We start from the raw sequence: 18,362 nt of genomic DNA, 5'->3' as shown, positions 1-18,362 counted from the left end.
AGCCGGTGGCCGTTCATCTATGCGGGCACCATCCCGATGCCGGAGCAAACCCCCGGATCAGGTCGAACCCGTACACCACTTCCCTGGACGCAACCCAAAGCGTTCGACGACGGCACCTCGTAGAGAGCCGCGCGTGGCACGCCGAAGTCGTTCTCATTGCCGGGGAAGTCCTCATCAGGGAGTGGCATGCCATCGGATGTCCGCAGTTCCAGGAGCTCATCAAGCACTGAGAAGGACTCGGGCCAGACGCCCTCAATGGGTAATGATGGTGCAGTGAGTCTGGACCTGAGTAACTACGAACTCCTATGGCCGACAGCTCTGTTCATGTCTGAGGGTGAGCGCGTTCTCCGGTCCGCGGGCTCCTGGCAGGACCGGGCGAAGTGGCTCCTGACGGAGGCATTGGCTGGCACAACCGCAGTCGCTGATTTCGAGGACCTGCCCAACCACACTGCACCGGCGGCTGATCCATGGGCGAGTACCGCCACCGGCTGGGGTACAAGGCGGGCCGGGATGGACCAGCATGACTGGTTCACGGAGCTCGTCAGCCGGGCACCCGAACTCAGGCACGCGGCGATGCCCCGCCCGTATTGGCCGCAGCGGCAGGGCCGCGGCCTGTCACACGACGGCAGCACAGCGCGTGACACACGCCGTGACTTCACCCGGATCATCAGCGACTTCGCCGACAACGGCTACCTGACGGAGGTCTTCGGCGAGGAATGCGTCGACGACCCCACCGAGCTGCCGGACGCCTCACGAGTGATCGAGCGGCGACTGGGCATCCCGGACCTGTGGCCTCTGGCCCCAGAGACGTGGGACGAGGACACCTTCTTCGGTCTGATTGAAGTCTTCCACGACCTCGTCAGCCGGCCCCGCACTCGTCATTTCCACTCCTACAGCATGTGCGGATGGCACCACTCGGAGTTCCACAACGGGCCCGCCCGCATCCTGTACCGGGGCAAGGTCAACGAGTTGCTGCGCGAGGCCGGCATCGAGTACGAGCTGGCTGCCGAAGGCGAGGACCTCGGGCGCCTGGTCGCCGTCACCGACGACGCCCGCAGCGCGCTGGTACGCCGGGCGCTCAACGACAGCGCGCCGGACATCACGGCCCGTGTCCGCCACGCGATCGCCCTGTTCCGCGGCCGGGACACGACGGTGGAGAGTAAGCGCTCGGCGATCGTCACTCTCGCGGGCATCCTCGAGGAACGCCGCGCCCTGCTCAAGGACCAGCTCGGCAAGGACGAAGGGGCACTGTTCGAGATCGCCAACCGCTACGACCTGCGCCACCGCAAAGCGGACCAGCGCGGCGACTACGACGAAGCGTTCCTGGACTGGATCTTCTGGTGGTACCTCGGAACGGTGGAGCTCACCAACCGGCTCATCGCGTCCCGGACCGCTGGCTGACCCTCGCGCACCATCACCCGAGCCCGTGGTCGAAGCCCTTTAGGACCGGGTCAAGCTCGGCGGCCGCGCCGCACAGCGAGCACAGCTGGACCCCCGACTGCTCGGCTGCGTCCAGCGCCCGGTCCAGCGGTAGCACCGGTGCTCCCGTCGGCGCACCTCGAGTTCGAGCTGTAGCAGCCGTGCCCCGAACAGCCCGCGAGCCCGGACCGATGCGGTCCGGGGCCCGCTCCGCATCCGTTGTCAGTGCTGCCTGAGAAGCTGACGCGGTGCCACGTATCCCACAACAGATCATCCGCGAAGTCCTCATGAAGAAGTGGGCTGAAGAGATCGGCCCCGAGGCGGCTCGCGCGCAAGCGGTAGCTGACCTCCAGGCAGGAGCCATGCCGCCATGGGACCAAACAGAGATCAGACTGACCTCCTACCTGGTACGCAAACGACTGCGTGAAGAACTACCGGAGCCGGACAAGGAAGGTGGTCGGCTGTACGTCCTGGGTTTCCAGGGCCTACGCACAGTGGTGAAGGTGGGATCCACCGGGTCTCCTGAGCAGCAGTTCGACAAGTACGAGACGCAGGCGCGGAACCTCGGGTACGCCCTGGTCGACGGATGGATCTCCGCCCCCGTCGGAACCAGGCGCGAGGCGTACAGGCTGGAAGCTTCAGTCCTCCACAACCTGCACCTTGCCTTGAGCGAAGGAATTCATGGCGGCCGCATATTCGAGTGGTTCCACGGCCAAGACTTCGAGCGGATCAAGGAACTCGTGCAAGACCCGACCGCGCTCTTCCACCTGACGCTCAAGAAATATCAGGCTAGGTAGGGCAGCGGCATGTCGCGGCGCCTTGGCGCCGAATACACGCCGATCTCTGCCACCTGCCACCTACTGGTCCGTGCCACGGCCGTAGTCCTGGTGCTCCGTGTCAGTCGGAGAAGACTGGCGGTGCCCGCAGGTGTTCACTGGGGCGTCGTGGGGTCCGACGCAGCGCGTGCGGCCGGTGCCACGGCGGCTGGCTGTGCGGCCGCGAGGGTCTGGTCCACGTAGGTCCGTACGAGCGCCGTGGTCTACGTCGCCGTCAACGCCTGGATGACCGGCTACATTCGCGGCGAGGACGGCTACCCCGGCTGCGACGGCAGCCGCGGCCCGGCCGGACACGACTGGGAAGCCCGGATGCGCACCATCACCGAGATGCAGCCGAACATCACCAAGTGGTTCGACCGCGACGTGTGGACCCGCGCCATCAACGACGCGGGCTATGCCGTCACCCGCCGCTGACGTCAGCGCACAGGAACGGGCAGGACGACGGCAGGGCCCTGCTGGTGTGGACGCCGGGCACCACGACGTAGGCCAGTTCAGCCCGGGATTCCGGGCACCGCATGGATGAGTGGTTCGAGTTCTCCGTGCAGCGCCGCGTGCAGTGCAGCCGCAAGTTCGCGGGCCCGCTCCTCGATCGTCACGTCGTACAGCACGAAGTAGACCGGTCCCGCGGAGGAGTCCGGCCGGATCTCGCGGGAGCGGATCAGCCGGATGACGGCGGCACGGACGGCGTCGTACACCGTGTCGTCCACGACGTGCTGCGGGGCGGTGATCATGTCGGCTTTCACCGTCCATCGCGCGCCTTCACACTCGATGGCGACGAAGACGGCACGCTGCTGCTTGGCATGCCGGTAGGCGGCCTTGAAGGCGGCCATGCCGGTCGCGTCGGGGATCAGGCCGGCGGGGCAGGGCTGGGGCAGCGGCTGCATGAGCAGCATCCTGCCAGGGCGGTGGGGGCGATCCCGGTGTTGACGCGGCGGGCGGGCCCGTGACCCCGTCACGTGTACACGCTGGATGTCGGCCAAGTCAATGGAGCGCGCGTCCGGTCAGGTGTGGGTCAGGTGGGCTGCCGTCCGGCCGGGTCTCCGCCCGGGTCGTCGGCCAGCTCGATGGCTGCGGTGATGCGCTTGCCCACCGGTTCCCGGTGGACACAGAAGGTCTGGCAGACGGCCATGACGATCTCCAAGCCGTGCTGCCCGACGCGGTCGGGGTCCATCGCCCCGATCGCGGGCAGGGTGGTGCTGCTGTCCCACACGGTCACCTCGAGGGCGCCCTCGTTGACTTCCAGGGTTAGAGGTCGTTTTCGCCCGATGTTTCATCCCGGAATAGGTGTTTGATCCTGGGGTGTCGGGTCGCGCCAGGAGATCGTGTTCTCGCCGGTGAGGCGGCGGGCCATCAGGTCGGTCATGGCCAGCTGGATCATGGCTTCGGAGCGGGTGGGCAGGGTCTCGAAGTCGCGGGCCAGGCGACGGTGGAGCATCAGCCATCCGTAGGTCCGCTCCACGGTCCAGCGTTTGGGCAGTGGGGTGAAGCCTCTGGTTCCGGGTGTGCGTTGGACGATTTCCATGTCGATGCCGAGGGTGGCGGCGTGTTCGACGAGGTGCTGGCGGTAGCCGCCGTCCACCCAGACCTTGCGGACGGTGGGGTGGGCGGCAGCCACCTGGTCGATCAGATCGGTGCCGGCGACGGAGTCCTGCACGCTCGCCGCGGTGACCACGACGGTCAGCAGGAGTCCGATCGTGTCGGTGACGATGCTCCGCTTGCGGCCGACGATCTTCTTTCCGGCGTCGATGCCCTGACTGGAGGCATGAACGCTGGTGGAGGTCTTGACGCTCTGGGCATCGATCACACAGGCCGTTGGTTCGCTGTCACGGCCCTCTTTCTGCCGCAGCAGTCGCCTGAGCAGGCCGTTGAGCTGGGCGAACACCCCTTCCCGCTGCCACCTGGCGAAGTAGCCGTAGACCGTGTTCCAGTGGGGGAAGTCGTGTGGGAGGTAGCGCCACTGCACGCCGGTGCGGTCCACGTACAGGATCGCGTCCATGATGTCGCGCAGGTCGTGCTCGGGCGGACGGCCGAAGTCCAGGGCCCTGCCGCGACGTTCGAAACGCCAGGCTGACAGCACCGGTTCGATCAACTCCCAGCGGGCATCGGACAGATCACTCGGATACGGGCGTCGCGTCGGCATGCTTCCGGCGTACCGCTCCGGACCGAGTGCGCCCAGGCGTACAGCAACGACAACGGAAGCACGCAGGCCGACCGCGAAGGCCGGGCTTTCTGGGATGAGACAGGAACAAGTCTTATCTCGCCTCACCTGCCACCCCGCCAGACCCACAGACGCCGAAGCGCACCTGACACCTCACGATTCCCACGACCTCATGCTCCGGTAATCGGTTCATTCCAGTGCAGTCCAGGTGAAAACGACCTCTTAGCAGACAGGGGCCGGGCGCGTACTTGCGGGCGTTGGTGACCATCTCGCTGACGACCAGCTGCACCATGCCCATGGCCCGTGCGGACACCGGCAGCCCGTGCACGGCCTGCACATCGGTCAGGAAGGAGCGGGCGAGGTCCCGGGCGAGGGCGATCTCTTCGCTGCCCTCGAACGCGGCGGACACCGAGATACGGCGGTCAACGAGCCGCTGCTGGCCCTCGTTCTGCCCAGCACAGTCCATACAGCCCGCCTCACGTCCGAAGCGCCGAATCTCGCCCGGCCCGCTTACCCCCGAAACTTCACCGCACTCCCCGGATACGTGAAACTGGTTTCCGGTAACTCTCCTCCGGTAACTCCGTCAGGCGAAGGAGCAGGCAGCGTGGACCATCAGGCATCAAGGTGGAGCTTTCTCACCAGCCATGCCCGCGTGCTCCTGGCCATCGCGTGCGACCCCGCCGCCCGTCTGCGTGACATCGCTGCGGCCTGCCACATCACCGAGCGCACCGTTCAGGGCATCGTCGTGGATCTCGAACAGGGCGGCTATCTCAGCCGCGAGCGGCACGGACGGCGCACGCGGTACACCCTCCACCTGAATGGCACCCTCCGCCATCCCGCAGGAGGCCCACCTGCCCGTCAGCAGCCTGCTGGAACTGATCACCGACCGGGACGGCGAACACGAAGACGCCGTTCACTCCGGCTCACCGTCGTCGCCCTCATCGAGTCCGGATGCGTCCGGGGCGCGCAGCGACCTCGGCGCCAACCTCCCCCAGCACCCTCCTGAACACACGGAGGCGGCAGACAACTTGAGCTCGTGAGCCCGGCGACTGTCCACAGGCGATCCGTGATCCCTGGGAGGCATGAGCGATCACGAGCAGCAGCAGCCGGCCCCGCGCCGCGGCAAGGTCCTGGAGGCCCTCGCACGGGCGGAGCGTAAGGTCTTCACCCGGCCCGCGCCGAAATCCGCAAAAGCACAGGTGAAATTCCTCCTCACGCGGATGGAGGGGTCAGCAAGGAGCCTGGCGGAGCGCGTGGGCACATCGACGCGCACAATCGAGCGCTACCGCGCCGGGAAGCTGAAGAAGCCACAGAAGCGGCTCCAGGCCGCCTTGGCGGAAGCGACCGAATCCGAGTGGCAGCCGCAGGTCAGGGCCCAGGCTCGCGCGCAGGCGTCCACCTCCAGCGGGATGATGGTGGAAGTGACGGCCTACTTCGGATTCGCCTGCAAGGGCAGCTCGGACGACGGCCGCGAGCGCCAGATCACCACGGAAATCTCGCCCATCTACGCGAAGCAGATCCTGGAGCTCCAGGAGGCCGGTGCGACAGAGGGGGACTTGCATCCGATCGTCGCGGAGGCCATCACGGAGTCGTATTTCACGGAGTGGGGCACCCGCGCCGCTGGCCTGCGCGCGGATTTCACGCACGTCTCGAAAATAGACTTCCGGTTCTGACGCGGCCGAATTACATACCTGCTATAAAGCAATCCGGCGGGCCGCCGTACAGCGCTCTGGCGGCGGTCCGCTTTCGAATCCGCATCACGAAATCGAGGCCGACGATGACCACGCCCTGGCCGCCCCGGCGCACCGCCCGCCGTCCGCTCGCCCCGCGCGTCGCCGCGCCCCGGGAGCCGGTCGACCCCGCCCGCCTCGGCCGCCGCGTCGTCCGGCGCCGGGCGAAGGGCATGGACGCCGGCGCCGTCGCGGCGGCCCTCGAGGACGCCCGGTTCTTCGCCCGGCAGGACTTCCGGCACGAGGACCTGGCCGCCGACGCCCGCGGCTGCGCGGAGCTCGCGGAGTGGGAGCGCCTTGCCCAGATGCTCGCCGCCGCGCCGGCGGGCACGGTCTACGACCCGGACACCGACTACGTCGTCCAGGCCGAGCTCGCCGCCGAAGCCGCGTCCGCTGCCGCCCGGGAAGCCGAGCTGCGCGAAGCCGCCCGGGTCGCGGCACGCGCCGACGAGCTCCAGGCGCTGCGCGAGCTCGGCACCCTGGAGCAGAAGCGTCCCGGGGTCCCCCCTGCGCCGGATCCTGGCCGGGATGGAACCGCTGGTCGAACACGAGCGGCCGCATGTGTGCGGACAGAGCCCCGTCGTCCCGCCCGGCCGCCCGGTGCTGCCGCAGCAGCCCGTGGACGCGGCCCCGGTGATCCGCCAGCCGCTGTCGGCGAACGACGCCTTCGGTGACTCCGTGCCGGTCCGGTACTCGCTGGAGGAGGCGTGGGAAAAAGGCATCCTGCCGTGGAAGGCACCGACGGCGCGCACCTACATGCGAAGGCGCTCCCCGGAACGCGGCATCTCGGTGCCCGAAGGCAGGATGGACGGGCAGACCGTCCGGTACACCGAGGACGAACTGACGATCTGGCGTGCGGCCTGGGAGAAGCAGGCCGGCCCCACCACCGGCCGACCGCCCGCACGCCCGGATCCGTGTCACGTTGACGCAGAGTGAGCGTGACAGGAGCGTCACGCTCACCCCGAAATGTGTCACGCCCGATGTCACGCCGCCGCAAATATGCCCCTGTTTGTCCTTTTCTGAATGCCTGCCGGGCCTCCAGGCTGGTTTTCGAGCCGGGGGAGCGTGACAGCCGGATCGAGCCTCACACGCGCCCGGGGGCAGCACGGAACGTAGTCGCGGTGACCTGTCTCAGCGAAGTTCGATCTGTCTCACTGAAGATTGACCACCGGCGGGTTCGTCTCACCGGAGTTTGACCCTGCTCTGTGCCACCGATCGATGGTTCGCAGCACGCACCGTGCGTGGGGCGACCGACGCTGAGCGGTCCTGTGTGCCTTGAGAGAATCAGGGCATGGCGGACTCACCTCTGCAGATCAATGCCCTCATCGTCGATGCCGCTGACCCGGAGCGGCTTGCCGCGTTCTGGTCCGAGTTGCTTGGCCGGCCAGTCGTGGGCCGCGTGGGACCCTACGTATGGCTGCAGCGCGAGAACGGCCTGGGCCTGGGCTTCCAGCGGACCGGCGAGCCCAAGTCAGTGAAGAACCGTATGCACTTCGACGTCACCTCACCCGACCCGGCCGCAGAGCAGGAACGTGTCGAGGCGCTCGGCGGACGCCGGCTGGAGGAGTACGACGCTGGTGGGTTCCTGGTGATGGCGGACCCGGAGGGCAATGAATTCTGCATCATCCCCGAAGGCCCCTTCGAACTCGATGACGAGGGGCGCGCGGACTACCTCACCTGACCGGCCTTCCCGCCTGAGCCGGAACACCGCCGGCTCCCACCGCGTAATACCAGCCCGCGAAGCTCAGCGGAACGCACGTACAGGTTCCGCCTCCTCGAAGCGTGTGTTCCAGGCCCTGCCCAATGGCAGCCGAAGACGCTCTCCAGACCTCAGAAAGTCCAGCTCAAACGCCGACCGCCTCATCCCCCAACGCCCGTACACGTGTAGCCGCCGCAGTCCCGCCCCCTCGCAAGCCCAACCACCGCGAACGTAGAGCAGCAGCCGGTCAAACTTCAGTGAGAACGGTCAAAGTTCACTGAGACGAGTCAGCCAGCACCTCCGTGCCGACCTGTCCAGAGACGTCCTTGCACCCCATTGGTAGGTACTACAGGTAGTACCTATGTGCGGGTTGAGTGTCCTTCCCCCTGAGAGCGAAGCTCGCTACGCGGCCACACACCCGCCGCCATCTGCACCGAGGCCCACCCGTCCCGTCCGGCGCACATGATCCTTCCCGGCGCTGTACGGCCGTCTGCGGCGTTCTGACGCCCTCCGGGCTCCCGAGCGACGATCAAGGCCCTGAAAGGCGCTCACAGCGCGGCACAGCGCTTCGAGCAACGGTGAGGCGCCTCGTTCCTCTGCAACGGCCCCACGGCGGCCGCCGCGCCCTCCCTCCTCGGTCGCCGCCTCTCGCTCGCTGCTCCCGGCCCGAGCTCTGCTCTCAGGGGGAAGGACACTCAACCCGCACGTAGGTACTACCTGTAGTACCTACCAATGGGGTGCAAGACGCGCTTCGCCCTCGCCAGGCCGCGACCGCCGACGACCTGTCGCCGGCCGGGTGCAGCGCCTCGTGCTGCTCGGCCGCCGACGTCCTGCTGCTCCTGGTGGTGAAGGGTGCAAGGTGTCTGCTGCACGTCCGGTGCGGAGTGCAGCGCAGCATTCGCACGGTCCAGACGGCACACGGGTGCTGCACGGGTAGCAAGCTCGTAACGCTCGGAGGGGGGTTTGTTGGTATATCGCGGGCTTGCTGGCCTGGGGTGTTGTGGGTTCGTTGAGAGAGGGTCGGGTGCACGGTTGCAGTGGGTAATTCGGGGTGTGAGCTGGGGTTGTGTTGTGTGTGCTGAGTGGGGTCGGGTTCGTTGTGGGTTTCGCTAGCGTGTAAAGGCCCGGCTGGTGTTTGTGCTGGTCAGGGTTGTTCTGCCTGCCTGGCAGGTGGGCCTATCGGCTTCGGCGGGGGCGGTTGTGTTGTTCGGCGAGGTGGTCGAGTTGTACCGCGTCGAGGGCGGCTTTGGTGATGCGTTCGGTGCCGTCGTAGATGGCGGTGATGGCTGCTTGGCGGATGAGCCGGGTGAGGGATCCGATGCGGCCGGCGGTGCGTTGGTGGAGGTAGGGGGCGTGCCGGGGGAGGGTGCCGGGTTTGTGGTGGTGGAGGTCGAGGGCGTTTTCGATGTCGGTGATGACGTCGCGGAAGGGTTCGCGTTTGCCGTGTCGGGCGGGGAGGGGGCCGCAGGTGATGAGGGTGGCGCGTCCGGCGAGTTGGGCGCCCCGGGTGCCGGTGAACAGGGGGGTGTCGGTGACGTCGATGCCGGCGTACACGAACGTCGCGGGAAGACGTTCGGTGAGGTCTTTCAACAGGTCGGCGGTCTGGGCGCCGGTGGTGGTGCGGGGGTTGAGGCGGTGGATCTCGTCGATGAGGACGAGTTGGACGCCGGCTTGGGTGTAGGTGTGGCAGACGGCGTCGGTGATCTGGGTCTGGGTCATGCGGGTGGTGACGGGGATGCCGAGGTAGCGGGCGAACTCGGTGATGAGGGTCTTCGCTGTGGCGCCGGGCGGGACGAGGACGTACGCCACGGGTGCTGCGGCGTGGGCTGACCCGGGCGGGGGCGGGTTTTTGCGGGTGTGGGCGAGGTGGCAGGTGCGGCCGACGTTGAGCAGGGCGGTGGTTTTCCCGGCTGCGGCGGGTCCGGTGACGATGAGGGAGGGCCGTGCGGTGGTCGGCTGGTGGCGGCCGAGGATCATCAGGGTGCGGACCTGGGCGGCGAGCTGGCTGATGGCGGGAGTGCGGATGGTGACGAACGCGGAGTGGTAGGCGAGGCGTTCGTCGGCGCTGCGGGGCGCCTCGCCGGGTCGGGGAGGTGAGGGCGGGTCGGTGGTGGCGAAGCGGTGCCAGCCCTGCCAGGTGGTCAGGGGCCAGGACGGCTCGGCCGTGTTGCCGCTGCCTGCGTCGGCGGGTGCGCTGGACGGTTGGTGCGCTGCGGGGTGGGGGCGGCTGTTCACCACTTGTCGGCTTCCTCGTGTGCGTCGTAGAGCCCGAATCCGGCGGCCGCGGCGGGGCGGGTGCCGGATTCGGGGAGGTCGTCGATGCTGTCGTCCTCGCCGTGCTGCGCCGACTCGCCGGTGATGGGGCCGGTGCCGTATCGGGGGTGCCGTGCGGCGGGAACCGGCGGCGTGGTGGCGCGGGCGAGGAGGGCTTGTTCGGTGGTGGTGGCGTGGCCGGTGTGGAAGCGGCGCATGAGCTGGTCGAGGGCGTCGGCCAGACCGGCCTCATGCTGCTGGCTGTCGTCGTGGTTGTTGTGGTGGGCGTGGGTGCGGATGTGCTGCCAGGTGTGGTCGTTGAACGGCTGGTGGACGTGGTCGCGGTGGATCCAGGGGATCTCGGTGAGCTCGCCGTCGGGCAGGCGGATCCAGATCTGGCGCACGTCGTGGGGGTTGTAGTGGATCTCCCATTTCCCGCCTCGGCCGGCGACGGGGGAGGCCTGGCCACGGTAGGGGGCGAGGAGATCGTGGTCGTAGGTGCGGTGGTGGATGGTGATGCCGGCGGGAGTGATGGCCTGCCAGCGCACGGGCAGCAGTTCGAGGTAGTCGCGGCCGGTCAGCGGGACGGGCACATGTCCGGCGACGGCGACGAGCGCGGCCCACATCTGGTTCGGTGTGAGCGCTTTGCGGGGCATCAGCGGGTGGCGCAGGCCTTCGTGGGGCCGGTGGTGGTAGTGCACCAGCCACTCATCGAGGAGGTCCTGGAGCTGGGCGACGCTGTAGCAGGCGTCTTTCTCGGTGTCGGGGCCGCGGCGGGTGACGTCGGAGCCGGTGTAGCCGGGCAGGTGCTGGCAGAACAGGTGGTTGATGGTGCCGAAGGTCCGCTCCACGATGCCTTTGGCGGTGGGGGCATGAGGCGGGGCGGGCTGGACGCTGATGCCGAGGTGTTCGCAGGCGGCGGTGAACGCGGCGGAGACGAAGACTTTGCCGCGGTCGACGACGATCGTCTCGGGCAGGACGACGGGCCGGGCCGCAGCCCCGGCCAGGCGCTCATCCAGTGCGGCCAGCCTCTGGTGGGGGAGCGCGGGGGCGTGGTCCATGCGCAGGATGTCCGGCCAGGTGGGCCGGGCGGGATGGGGGACGGCCATCTCCGCGAGCAGCAGGGCCGCGTCCACGGCCTTGGTCGCGCTCGGGCACAGCACGGCGGCGAGGACGGCACGGGTGGCGACATCGACGGCGATGGTGAGCTCGGGCCGGGCCAGACGCCCGTCGTCGAAGAGAGCGAGGACGTCCAGGCGGGTGGTGTCGACCTGGACCTGCTCGCCGGGCCGCAGCGCCGTGGCGGGGGTGAAGGCCCGCCCGTCGACGCTCGCGGGCACCTGTCTCACGGGCCCGGAGGGCAGTTCACCGGGCCGGGCCAGGGCGGTGACCAGCCGGTACAGCGTGGCCTGCGACGGCGCGGGCACCGTACCGGGCCCGTGCCGGTCCTGAAGGATCTGGTTGATCAGCGGGAACAGGCCGTTGATGGTGCCGCGGGAGCGGCCTCGGCGGCGGCGCAGCGCTTCGCCGGCTGGCGGCGAGGACCCGTTCGTCGGCCCGGCCGGTGGGGCTGGAGGCGCGGGTGGTGCGGTGGTCGAGCAGTCCCCACAGGCCTTGTTTGCGGTAGGCCAGGCGCATGCGCTGCACCGTGGTGCGCGACACCCGGCCAAAACCCAGCGCGGTCAGCTCCTCGGCTTTGGCCTGCTCCCGCTCGGCCAGCGTGTGCCGCTCCGGGTCGTACTGCTCCCGGACCACTCCTTCGCTGCCGGGCCCGCCGGTGAGCCCGCATTCGACTTCCCGCACGTGCCGCTGCCAGGCCAGCGCCTTCTCACGCGCCGCGGCGGGGGCGGTCTCGAACAGCCCCCACTGCGGGGCCGCCTGCGGCGCATCGGCCCCGATGACGGCGAACCCGGGGTCGGCGAACAGATGCCCGGCGAGCACGACCTCACCACCGCCGTCCGGGCCGAGGAGGTGGACGTCCTGCCCCGAAAGGGCGACCACTTGCCACTTCACGCCACGGAAGCGGACGTGAGCACCGACCTTCACGGCCGGCCGGGCATTGCGCCGCGCGCTCACCGGGCACCTTCCTTCTTGTCCGGGTCGCTCCAGCCCTGCGGGCCGACGAGGATGCGTTCGTGCAGTGGCGTGTCGAGATCAACCGTCAACCGGCCGTGCCACAGAGCGTGAAAGACACAGGGAAGCACTTCGATCGGGTCGCCGACCGCTTCAGTGCCCTCAACCAGCGGCCGCGGCCGCGCAAACGTTTCAAGGACGGCCGCCGTCAGGCCGGGGCGGCTGGCGTTGCGGGGGTGGCGGTAGCCGGCCAGCCACTTCAGGTTGGCGGCCATGACGTCGTCGAGCGGTGGGATGCGCCGGTAGGCCCAGCCGACGTCCGCGCACGCCTGCGCCACCGCCGCGGCGGCCTTCACCGCGCGTTCGCCGACGGCGCCCGCGTGGCCGGGGCAGTCGGCGAGCAGCGCGGTGCCGTCGGCACAGCGGGCGAACAGCTGCGGCACCCAGGAACGCACCCGCCCGCGCCGATCGCGCCACAGCAGCCGCACCGGCCGCCCTGCCAGCCCCGTCACGTCGGGGTCGCGGTCCAGGACCATCAGCTGGACGCGCATCGCGTTCGACCTCGCGGCCACGTGCCGTCCGGTGGTCGCCGACCACCACAGGCCCGGCCCCCAGCGCCGCCCCGGCACCACCGGGAACGCCGACACCGGCGGCAAGTCCTCGAACGCCACGGTCATGGCGGCATCCGCCCACCGCTGCTGCACTGCCTGCCCCACCGGGTCGAGGAACACCGCCTCGAACCCGCCCACCTGGTCCACGCCCGCCCGCCCTGCCCGGCTCTGAGGCCGGGCCGCTCCTGTGCTGGTCACCCGCGCCAGCCAAGCCGCCCACGCCCGCCCGGACGGCCGTTTTCAGTGTTTCTGCCACGAACGAGTGCCGTATCAGCTAACAGCCGACTCGCCCCTGGAGCACGTGCTCAGCCGCCCGCCTCCCGCCCGCCCGCGGCCAGCATCTCCCGGAGCGCCTCGACGGGCATGTCCACCCACCGGGCGACCTCCTCAAGGGGCACCCCGCCGTTGACCGCCGCCACCGCGGTCCGTTTCCAGGCGTTCTCGATCAGGCCGGCACTGTGACCGAGACCGCTCAGCAGCCGCCGCGCGACGTCGGCGGTCGGGCCGGTCTGCACACCGCGCAGCTGTAGCAGTTGCTCCTGGGCGCTGTCGACAGTGCTGGTGATCAGCATGCGCTGCTCGGCGGGCACCGCAGCCCGCCACATCGTCCCCGAACCGGGCGCCTTCTTCTCCTTGCCCAGCACCCGTAGCTGGGCCGCCATGGTTGCGGCCTGGTGTTCCTGGCGCAGCCACCACGGGTCGTTGTCGTACCCGGGCGGCCCGCCTGCGCCGCGGCGAAGACGGATGACACTGCCCATCCACGCGATGAGCGGCCCGCCGTGGTCCGCCGCGGCCAGCGGCCCCAGCCACGTACGCCCCAGCCGTTCACCGAGCCTGCGGCCAAACAACCCGTCGGCGGGCAGCACCCGCGGCCGATCGGCACCGCTGTCGGCCCACACCAACTCGGCCATGGCCGGGTCCAGCAGAGCCTCGGCCACCGTCACCACCTCTGGGAAGACGACCGCGTCCCGCCCCACGATCCGCCACCGCTCCAGATCACCACCTGCATCCCCGCCCGCAACCTGGTGCAGGCGCCGCGGCCAGACCGTCTCCCGCTCCCAGCCAAAGGCCTGCTCCCACCACCGGGCCACCACCGCCCGCGCCAGCGCGAACACCCGCTCCGGCTCCGCACCGGCCCGCACCGCCCGCCGCGCCACCCAGGCCCACCGCCGCTGCGCCGCCACCACCTCCGGCAGACCACGCAGATCGAGATGCTCCAGCGGCTGGTCGGCGGCCGCGTCCAGCAGCCACCGCCCATGCCGCATGCACACCCGATCCCACCGCGGCGCATACCGCACCACCCGCACGGCCGACCCCGTACGCCGGGCCGTGCACAGCCGGCAGCCGAACGCCACCGGACCGGCCACCGCACCACCGACCCGCCACACCCCCACCGGATCGCCATCCTCGGCGCGCAGCTTGGCGTCTTCCTCTCCCCAGGACGGCAACGCCCGCGCCAGCACGCCTTCCTCGACGCCGCACAGGCCCGCCAGAAGCCGGCGTCCAGCCGCGTTCAGCAGCACCTCGGCATCGGCCCGTGCGCCTCCGCCCTCGTGCCCAGGCGAGTAGTTGCGCCACTTCCAGCAGGCCCGCAACACCTTCGCTTGCATCCCGTAGCGATGGGCGATGCGGCAGATCAGAGAGGAAGTCATCTCCCTCCGCACGGGAGCGATCCTCAGGAGGCCAGGATTACAGATCACCCCACCACGATTTCGTGTCCACCGCACCCAGCGGGCGTTTTCGCAACGACCGTGCAGCGGACCAAGCAAACCGGACCCGCACGGGACTGTATCGATCCGCCCCTTCCGCGACCTGCTGTTGACTCTCCTATGGGGCGGTCTGCCCGCCAACACGGTGAGCAGGCCGCCCCCTTCGGCGTGCAGGGGGATCTACCAGCGCATGCCGAGGGCGGTCCACTCCGCGCGCTGCTCGTCGGTCAGCTTGTCGGCGCGGCGCCGGGTGTTGTCGACCACGGCACCCAGCTTGATCTCCGTTCCGTCCGGCAGCACTTCCACGTGCTTGCGCGGCACCCGCAGATGTCCCTCCCGCTCGAAGAACTGCCGCGCCGCTGCCAGGTTCACCGCGCGCGCCTGCTCCCGCCGCCCCACCGGCCGCGCCGCCTCGGCCTCGGCGGCGGGGGCGGGTTCCAGGCCGAGGGTCTCCAGGAGGTACTGCTGCGCGGGCATCAGCCGTTCCCACTCGCTACGCTGCGCCGCCGCCCACGCGCCGAGGTCTTCGCCCTGCACGATCACCCCACCCGCGACCTCGGGAAGCGGAGCGCCGGCCCGGCGGTGGGCCTGGCACAGCCGCAGCACGCGCTGCCATCCCGCGTCCCACACCGGGCACCATCCCGCGTCGATGGCCTCCAGGGCCTCCCTGCGCCTCTCGGGCAGTTCCCCGGTAGCGGGTACGCCCGTCTCGCCCGCCGCCCGCCGTGCAACGTTCTGAACTGCCTTACGGGCCGCTGCGCGCTGGTTCTTCAGCCACGTCCCGACCGGTTGTCCCTCCCACACGGCCGTGGCCGGCGGGACGAGGTGCCCGTGCGCGTCCGCGTACGAGCGGGCCACCTCCAGCATGTCGTCCCACGCCGTGTACACCGACCACACCATGCCCAGCTTCTCCAACTCGGCGACGCGTACGGCCTCCAGCGTCCCGGCCGCGTAGTACCGCCGCTGATCTGCCAGCCACGCCCCCAGCGGATACGACCCCACCGCCCCCCACTCCACAGGCGTCACGTACGTCACCGGCACCGACAGCGCCCGCCCCACCATCTCCTCCAGCGAGCCGGCTCCGCCGTCCGGCACCGGCGATGCCGTCTCGCCGGTCTCCCGCAGCCACCGCTGCGCGGCCTCGATACCGCGCCGCCAGTACACCCGCTCCGGGTCGATCAACCGGAGCCGGATGAACGTGGACAGCGCCGTCGGGTCGCGTTCCTCGCTGAACTTCAGGACACCCGCCGCCGCCGCACTCACCCGCGCCGCACCCTCGTCCTCCAGCTCCTGGTCCTCGTCAACGTCCCCCACATCCTCACCCAACCCGCCCTCTTCACCGCCTGGTTGGATGTTGGGGCGGCTGCTGCGCGGGCGGGGGTCCGCCAGTGCCTCGATCGTCTCGGTGTCGTGCGCCCGCAGTGCCCCGAGGACCTTCGCCAGAGTCCCGTACGCATCCGACGTCACCATCTGGTTCGGGTCCTCGTCCGGCCCGAGAAATACCGGAACGATCAGCGTCGCGATTTTCCCCTGCCCGGGATGCTTACGCAGAGCACGCCCGACCATCTGCACGATATCCACCATCGACCCCCGGGCGTCCGAGAAGAGAACCGCGTCACATTCCGCCGTGTCCACCCCCTCCCCGAGCACACGAACCGAGCAAAGAACCCTCAGTTTCGCCGGAACATCACGCCCACGGAATTCCTCACCACCGAGGAAATCCGACGCGAATTCATCGAGAACTTCGCGCCGGTACGCGGGGCGGTGATCACCGTAGAGCCAGTCCGCCCACACCTGGCCCGGCGGCGGGTACTCGCCCGGCTCGTCCTCATCGAGGCGCGCCGCGACCGACGGCACTGCCCGTGTCATCGCTTCCGCCTCCGCCACCCGCGAATGGAACGACAGCACCCGCCGAAACCGCTCCTGCACCGCCGCCCGCATCATCCCCGTCGCGATCGCACCCAGCCGCGCCCCGCGCACCGCATCCGACGCCGCATCCCCAGCCTGCAGCGCCGCCCACACCTGCGGGTCCCGGATGTCCAAGCACAGCACCTGATACGGCGCCACCAAGCCCATGCGGATGGCATCCGACAGCTTCAGCTTGTAGGCCACCGGCCCGAAGACGGGGGAGTCCTCGTCCATGCTCGCCACCAGCCGCGGCGCCTGCCCCTCCGCCTCCCACACCCGCGCCGTCGCCGTCATATACAGCCGCCGCACCGCCGGGATCTGCGCCTGGTCGTGCACTGCCGCCCACGGCCGGCCCGCATCCCCACTCGTCCGGTGCGCCTCATCGGCCACCAACAGGTCCCACCCGGGAAGGCCGGCCTCGTGCGCCCGCTGAAGGATCCGCAGACCCACCGACGCGTACGTCGCGAACACCGTCACCGGCTCCGTCCCCGCCGTCCACGCAATCAGCTCATCAGGGCTCGTCGTGCACGGGATCCCGTCCGACTGCCCCGGAGGCAGACGGCACACCCCGACCATGGCACCGCGCCGGCCACCCGCCCGCCACGCCCGGGCCATCTGCGTAAGCAGGTCCAACGTCGGCACCAGCACGAGCACCCTGCGCGCGGAAAGCCGGTTCGCGACCTCGGTCGCCATGAGTGTCTTACCGGATCCGGTAGCGGCGATGATCTGAGTCCGCAGCCCCTCCGCCGGAATCGTCCCGCCCGGCGGAACCGACAGAAACCGAAGGGCCGAATCCACGGCCTCAACCTGATGCGGGCGCATGTCCATGCGGGTCATATCTGCTCCGTCCTCCGCTGAAATCCTCCGGTCCTTCACAGCGCCCCGTGCGGAACGCACGCCCCGCCCGAGTCGCTCCAGATCACCCCATCCGCCTTGTGCCAGCCGCCCGGCTTTCCGTCCTTGAACGGCGGCCTGTCATCCACGTCGTAGTGCCCGGCCTCGAGCGTGCACACGATGACGTCTCCGTCCGCGTCCCGCGTCCGGGCGGTGCACAGACCGCCGGCCTCGCCTAGCGCCTCCAGCACACGGCGCCGCGCCGTGGTGTGCGGGTGCGTACGCGGCAGCACGCTCTCCCGCACGAGCGCCTCCAGCCGCATCAGGTCGGCCCGCTCACGCTGCCGCACCCCGCTGTCCGGGCTCTCCTCCACGACCTCCACCACGCGGTACAGACCCGCGTCCCCGTACAGACCGCCGGGCTTGTCCAGCACCTTCCGCACCTTCGTGAGCACCTCCTCGACCGACCGGCCGTAGGCGTAGTTCGTCAGCCGGACAGCACCCGGGTGCTCCGAATCGGTCCGCTGCGCCACGATCCGGTAGCGGACCAGTTCCGGGGCGATTTCCTTCGACGCTTCAAAGTGCTTTTCAAAGTTCAACGGATTCAAGGCTTCCTTACTTTCCGAGAATCTGCGGGAGACATTCGGTGCAGAGTGTCCTGTGTCGTTATGGTGGCGTTTCCTGGACATGGAGATGCAGATTTTCCATGGAGAGTGGCCCGTAGGAGGCACCCGGCTACGATCCCAAATCTATCGGCCCACTTCGAAGTGACGCACAGGTTGTCTGAAGGTGGTGAGATGTGGTTGAGTGTGTGCGTTCCTCGAGGGTCGGCCGACCATCGGGGGAGAGAAGGGGGCAGACGTGACTGACCGTCACGTCACTTCCGCCCGCACGGGAAATTGACGTGACGTCAATCCGTTCCGCCTACGAGCCGCTCCCCTCTCGTCCTTACTGCTGTTTGGTTCGGGGCGCGGAGCGTTCCGGACTCTCCGGGTGCGGCGGAGCCGTGCCCGGACTGCCGGGCCACGGAGTGGACCGGCAGCGCCGGAACGGAGTTCCGGCCTCCCGGCGCTTGCGCCGGGACAGCGGCGCGTAGCGCCGCCGCGTCGGTCTGCTCCGCAGACGCGACGCG

19 protein-coding genes and 2 pseudogenes are annotated in these 18,362 nt (G+C 69.5%); 8 read left to right on the top strand and 13 right to left on the bottom strand.

Annotation, left to right across the window (positions count from 1 at the left end; genetic code table 11):
* Positions 1–5 precede the first annotated feature (5 nt).
* On the top strand, positions 6–230 hold the full coding sequence (locus tag AB0G56_RS41040; RefSeq protein WP_360981120.1) for a hypothetical protein: 225 nt from the start codon (positions 6–8) through the stop codon (positions 228–230).
* A gap of 43 nt (positions 231–273) precedes the next feature.
* On the top strand, positions 274–1,401 hold the full coding sequence (locus AB0G56_RS41035) for a hypothetical protein (protein ID WP_360981111.1): 1,128 nt from the start codon (positions 274–276) through the stop codon (positions 1,399–1,401).
* A gap of 13 nt (positions 1,402–1,414) precedes the next feature.
* Here the strand turns inward: AB0G56_RS41035 and AB0G56_RS41030 are convergent, their stop codons facing one another.
* Entirely contained in the window at positions 1,415–1,537 is a 123-nt protein-coding gene (locus tag AB0G56_RS41030) for a hypothetical protein (RefSeq protein WP_360981126.1), read from the bottom strand.
* A gap of 130 nt (positions 1,538–1,667) precedes the next feature.
* Between AB0G56_RS41030 and AB0G56_RS41025 the strand changes: the two genes are divergently transcribed.
* Together AB0G56_RS41025 and AB0G56_RS41020 are read left to right on the top strand one after the other, a co-directional pair.
* Positions 1,668–2,216: a hypothetical protein gene (locus tag AB0G56_RS41025; RefSeq protein WP_360981123.1), complete on the top strand. Its 549-nt coding sequence runs from the start codon at positions 1,668–1,670 to the stop codon at positions 2,214–2,216.
* Positions 2,217–2,453: 237 nt separating this feature from the next.
* The gene (locus AB0G56_RS41020; protein WP_360981108.1) at positions 2,454–2,669 is read left to right on the top strand and encodes a hypothetical protein; all 216 of its coding nucleotides are present in this window, start codon (positions 2,454–2,456) and stop codon (positions 2,667–2,669) included.
* Positions 2,670–2,746: 77 nt separating this feature from the next.
* Here the strand turns inward: AB0G56_RS41020 and AB0G56_RS41015 are convergent, their stop codons facing one another.
* From AB0G56_RS41015 to AB0G56_RS40995, 5 genes and pseudogenes are all read right to left on the bottom strand, one after another.
* Positions 2,747–3,139 (bottom strand): hypothetical protein, encoded by a 393-nt coding sequence (locus AB0G56_RS41015; protein WP_360981105.1) that lies wholly within the window; start codon positions 3,137–3,139, stop codon positions 2,747–2,749.
* Positions 3,140–3,267: 128 nt separating this feature from the next.
* Positions 3,268–3,504, bottom strand: a pseudogene (locus AB0G56_RS41010) (ATP-binding protein); the annotation flags it as partial.
* A gap of 21 nt (positions 3,505–3,525) precedes the next feature.
* Complete coding sequence (locus AB0G56_RS41005) at positions 3,526–4,395, bottom strand: IS5 family transposase (protein WP_360981102.1); 870 nt, start codon at positions 4,393–4,395, stop codon at positions 3,526–3,528.
* 241 nt (positions 4,396–4,636) lie between these two features.
* A pseudogene (locus AB0G56_RS41000) lies at positions 4,637–4,879 on the bottom strand (ATP-binding protein); the annotation flags it as partial.
* Positions 4,880–5,032: 153 nt separating this feature from the next.
* On the bottom strand, positions 5,033–5,248 hold the full coding sequence (locus tag AB0G56_RS40995; RefSeq protein WP_360981099.1) for a hypothetical protein: 216 nt from the start codon (positions 5,246–5,248) through the stop codon (positions 5,033–5,035).
* Between the two features lie 247 nt (positions 5,249–5,495).
* On the opposite strand from AB0G56_RS40995, the gene AB0G56_RS40990 reads away from it, so the two are divergent.
* From AB0G56_RS40990 to AB0G56_RS40975, 4 genes are all read left to right on the top strand, one after another.
* Positions 5,496–6,086, top strand: a complete 591-nt coding sequence (locus AB0G56_RS40990) for a terminal protein (protein ID WP_360981097.1) — start codon at positions 5,496–5,498, stop codon at positions 6,084–6,086.
* Positions 6,087–6,190: 104 nt separating this feature from the next.
* Positions 6,191–6,817: a hypothetical protein gene (locus AB0G56_RS40985; RefSeq protein WP_360981094.1), complete on the top strand. Its 627-nt coding sequence runs from the start codon at positions 6,191–6,193 to the stop codon at positions 6,815–6,817.
* Positions 6,777–7,079, top strand: coding sequence for a hypothetical protein (locus AB0G56_RS40980; protein ID WP_360981091.1), 303 nt, complete (start codon positions 6,777–6,779; stop codon positions 7,077–7,079). Before AB0G56_RS40985 ends, AB0G56_RS40980 begins: the two co-directional genes overlap by 41 nt.
* A 355-nt stretch (positions 7,080–7,434) precedes the next feature.
* Positions 7,435–7,824, top strand: coding sequence for a VOC family protein (locus AB0G56_RS40975; RefSeq protein ID WP_360981088.1), 390 nt, complete (start codon positions 7,435–7,437; stop codon positions 7,822–7,824).
* A gap of 1,194 nt (positions 7,825–9,018) precedes the next feature.
* On the opposite strand, the gene AB0G56_RS40970 is transcribed toward AB0G56_RS40975, so the two are convergent.
* From AB0G56_RS40970 to AB0G56_RS40940, 7 genes are all read right to left on the bottom strand, one after another.
* Entirely contained in the window at positions 9,019–9,987 is a 969-nt protein-coding gene (locus tag AB0G56_RS40970; RefSeq protein ID WP_360981117.1) for an ATP-binding protein, read from the bottom strand.
* An 86-nt stretch (positions 9,988–10,073) separates the two neighbouring features.
* The gene (locus tag AB0G56_RS40965) at positions 10,074–11,522 is read right to left on the bottom strand and encodes a Mu transposase C-terminal domain-containing protein (protein ID WP_360981085.1); all 1,449 of its coding nucleotides are present in this window, start codon (positions 11,520–11,522) and stop codon (positions 10,074–10,076) included.
* Positions 11,461–12,171, bottom strand: coding sequence for a hypothetical protein (locus AB0G56_RS40960; protein WP_360981082.1), 711 nt, complete (start codon positions 12,169–12,171; stop codon positions 11,461–11,463). Before AB0G56_RS40960 ends, AB0G56_RS40965 begins: the two co-directional genes overlap by 62 nt.
* Entirely contained in the window at positions 12,168–12,899 is a 732-nt protein-coding gene (locus tag AB0G56_RS40955; RefSeq protein ID WP_360981079.1) for a TnsA-like heteromeric transposase endonuclease subunit, read from the bottom strand. The genes AB0G56_RS40960 and AB0G56_RS40955 overlap by 4 nt, the downstream gene beginning before the upstream one ends.
* Positions 12,900–13,084: 185 nt before the next feature.
* On the bottom strand, positions 13,085–14,479 hold the full coding sequence (locus AB0G56_RS40950; RefSeq protein ID WP_360981114.1) for a DNA-binding protein: 1,395 nt from the start codon (positions 14,477–14,479) through the stop codon (positions 13,085–13,087).
* Between the two features lie 189 nt (positions 14,480–14,668).
* The gene (locus AB0G56_RS40945; protein ID WP_360981077.1) at positions 14,669–17,233 is read right to left on the bottom strand and encodes a Helicase associated domain protein; all 2,565 of its coding nucleotides are present in this window, start codon (positions 17,231–17,233) and stop codon (positions 14,669–14,671) included.
* Positions 17,234–17,268: 35 nt separating this feature from the next.
* A complete protein-coding gene (locus AB0G56_RS40940; RefSeq protein WP_360981074.1) occupies positions 17,269–17,829 on the bottom strand; it encodes a hypothetical protein in 561 nt (186 codons plus the stop codon).
* Positions 17,830–18,362 lie beyond the last annotated feature (533 nt).

Source organism: Streptomyces sp. NPDC021356, assembly GCF_040641015.1.
Lineage (GTDB): Bacteria > Actinomycetota > Actinomycetes > Streptomycetales > Streptomycetaceae > Streptomyces.
The sequence above is the reverse complement of the archived record's forward strand: the minus strand, read 5'-3'. Positions and strand labels throughout refer to the sequence as shown.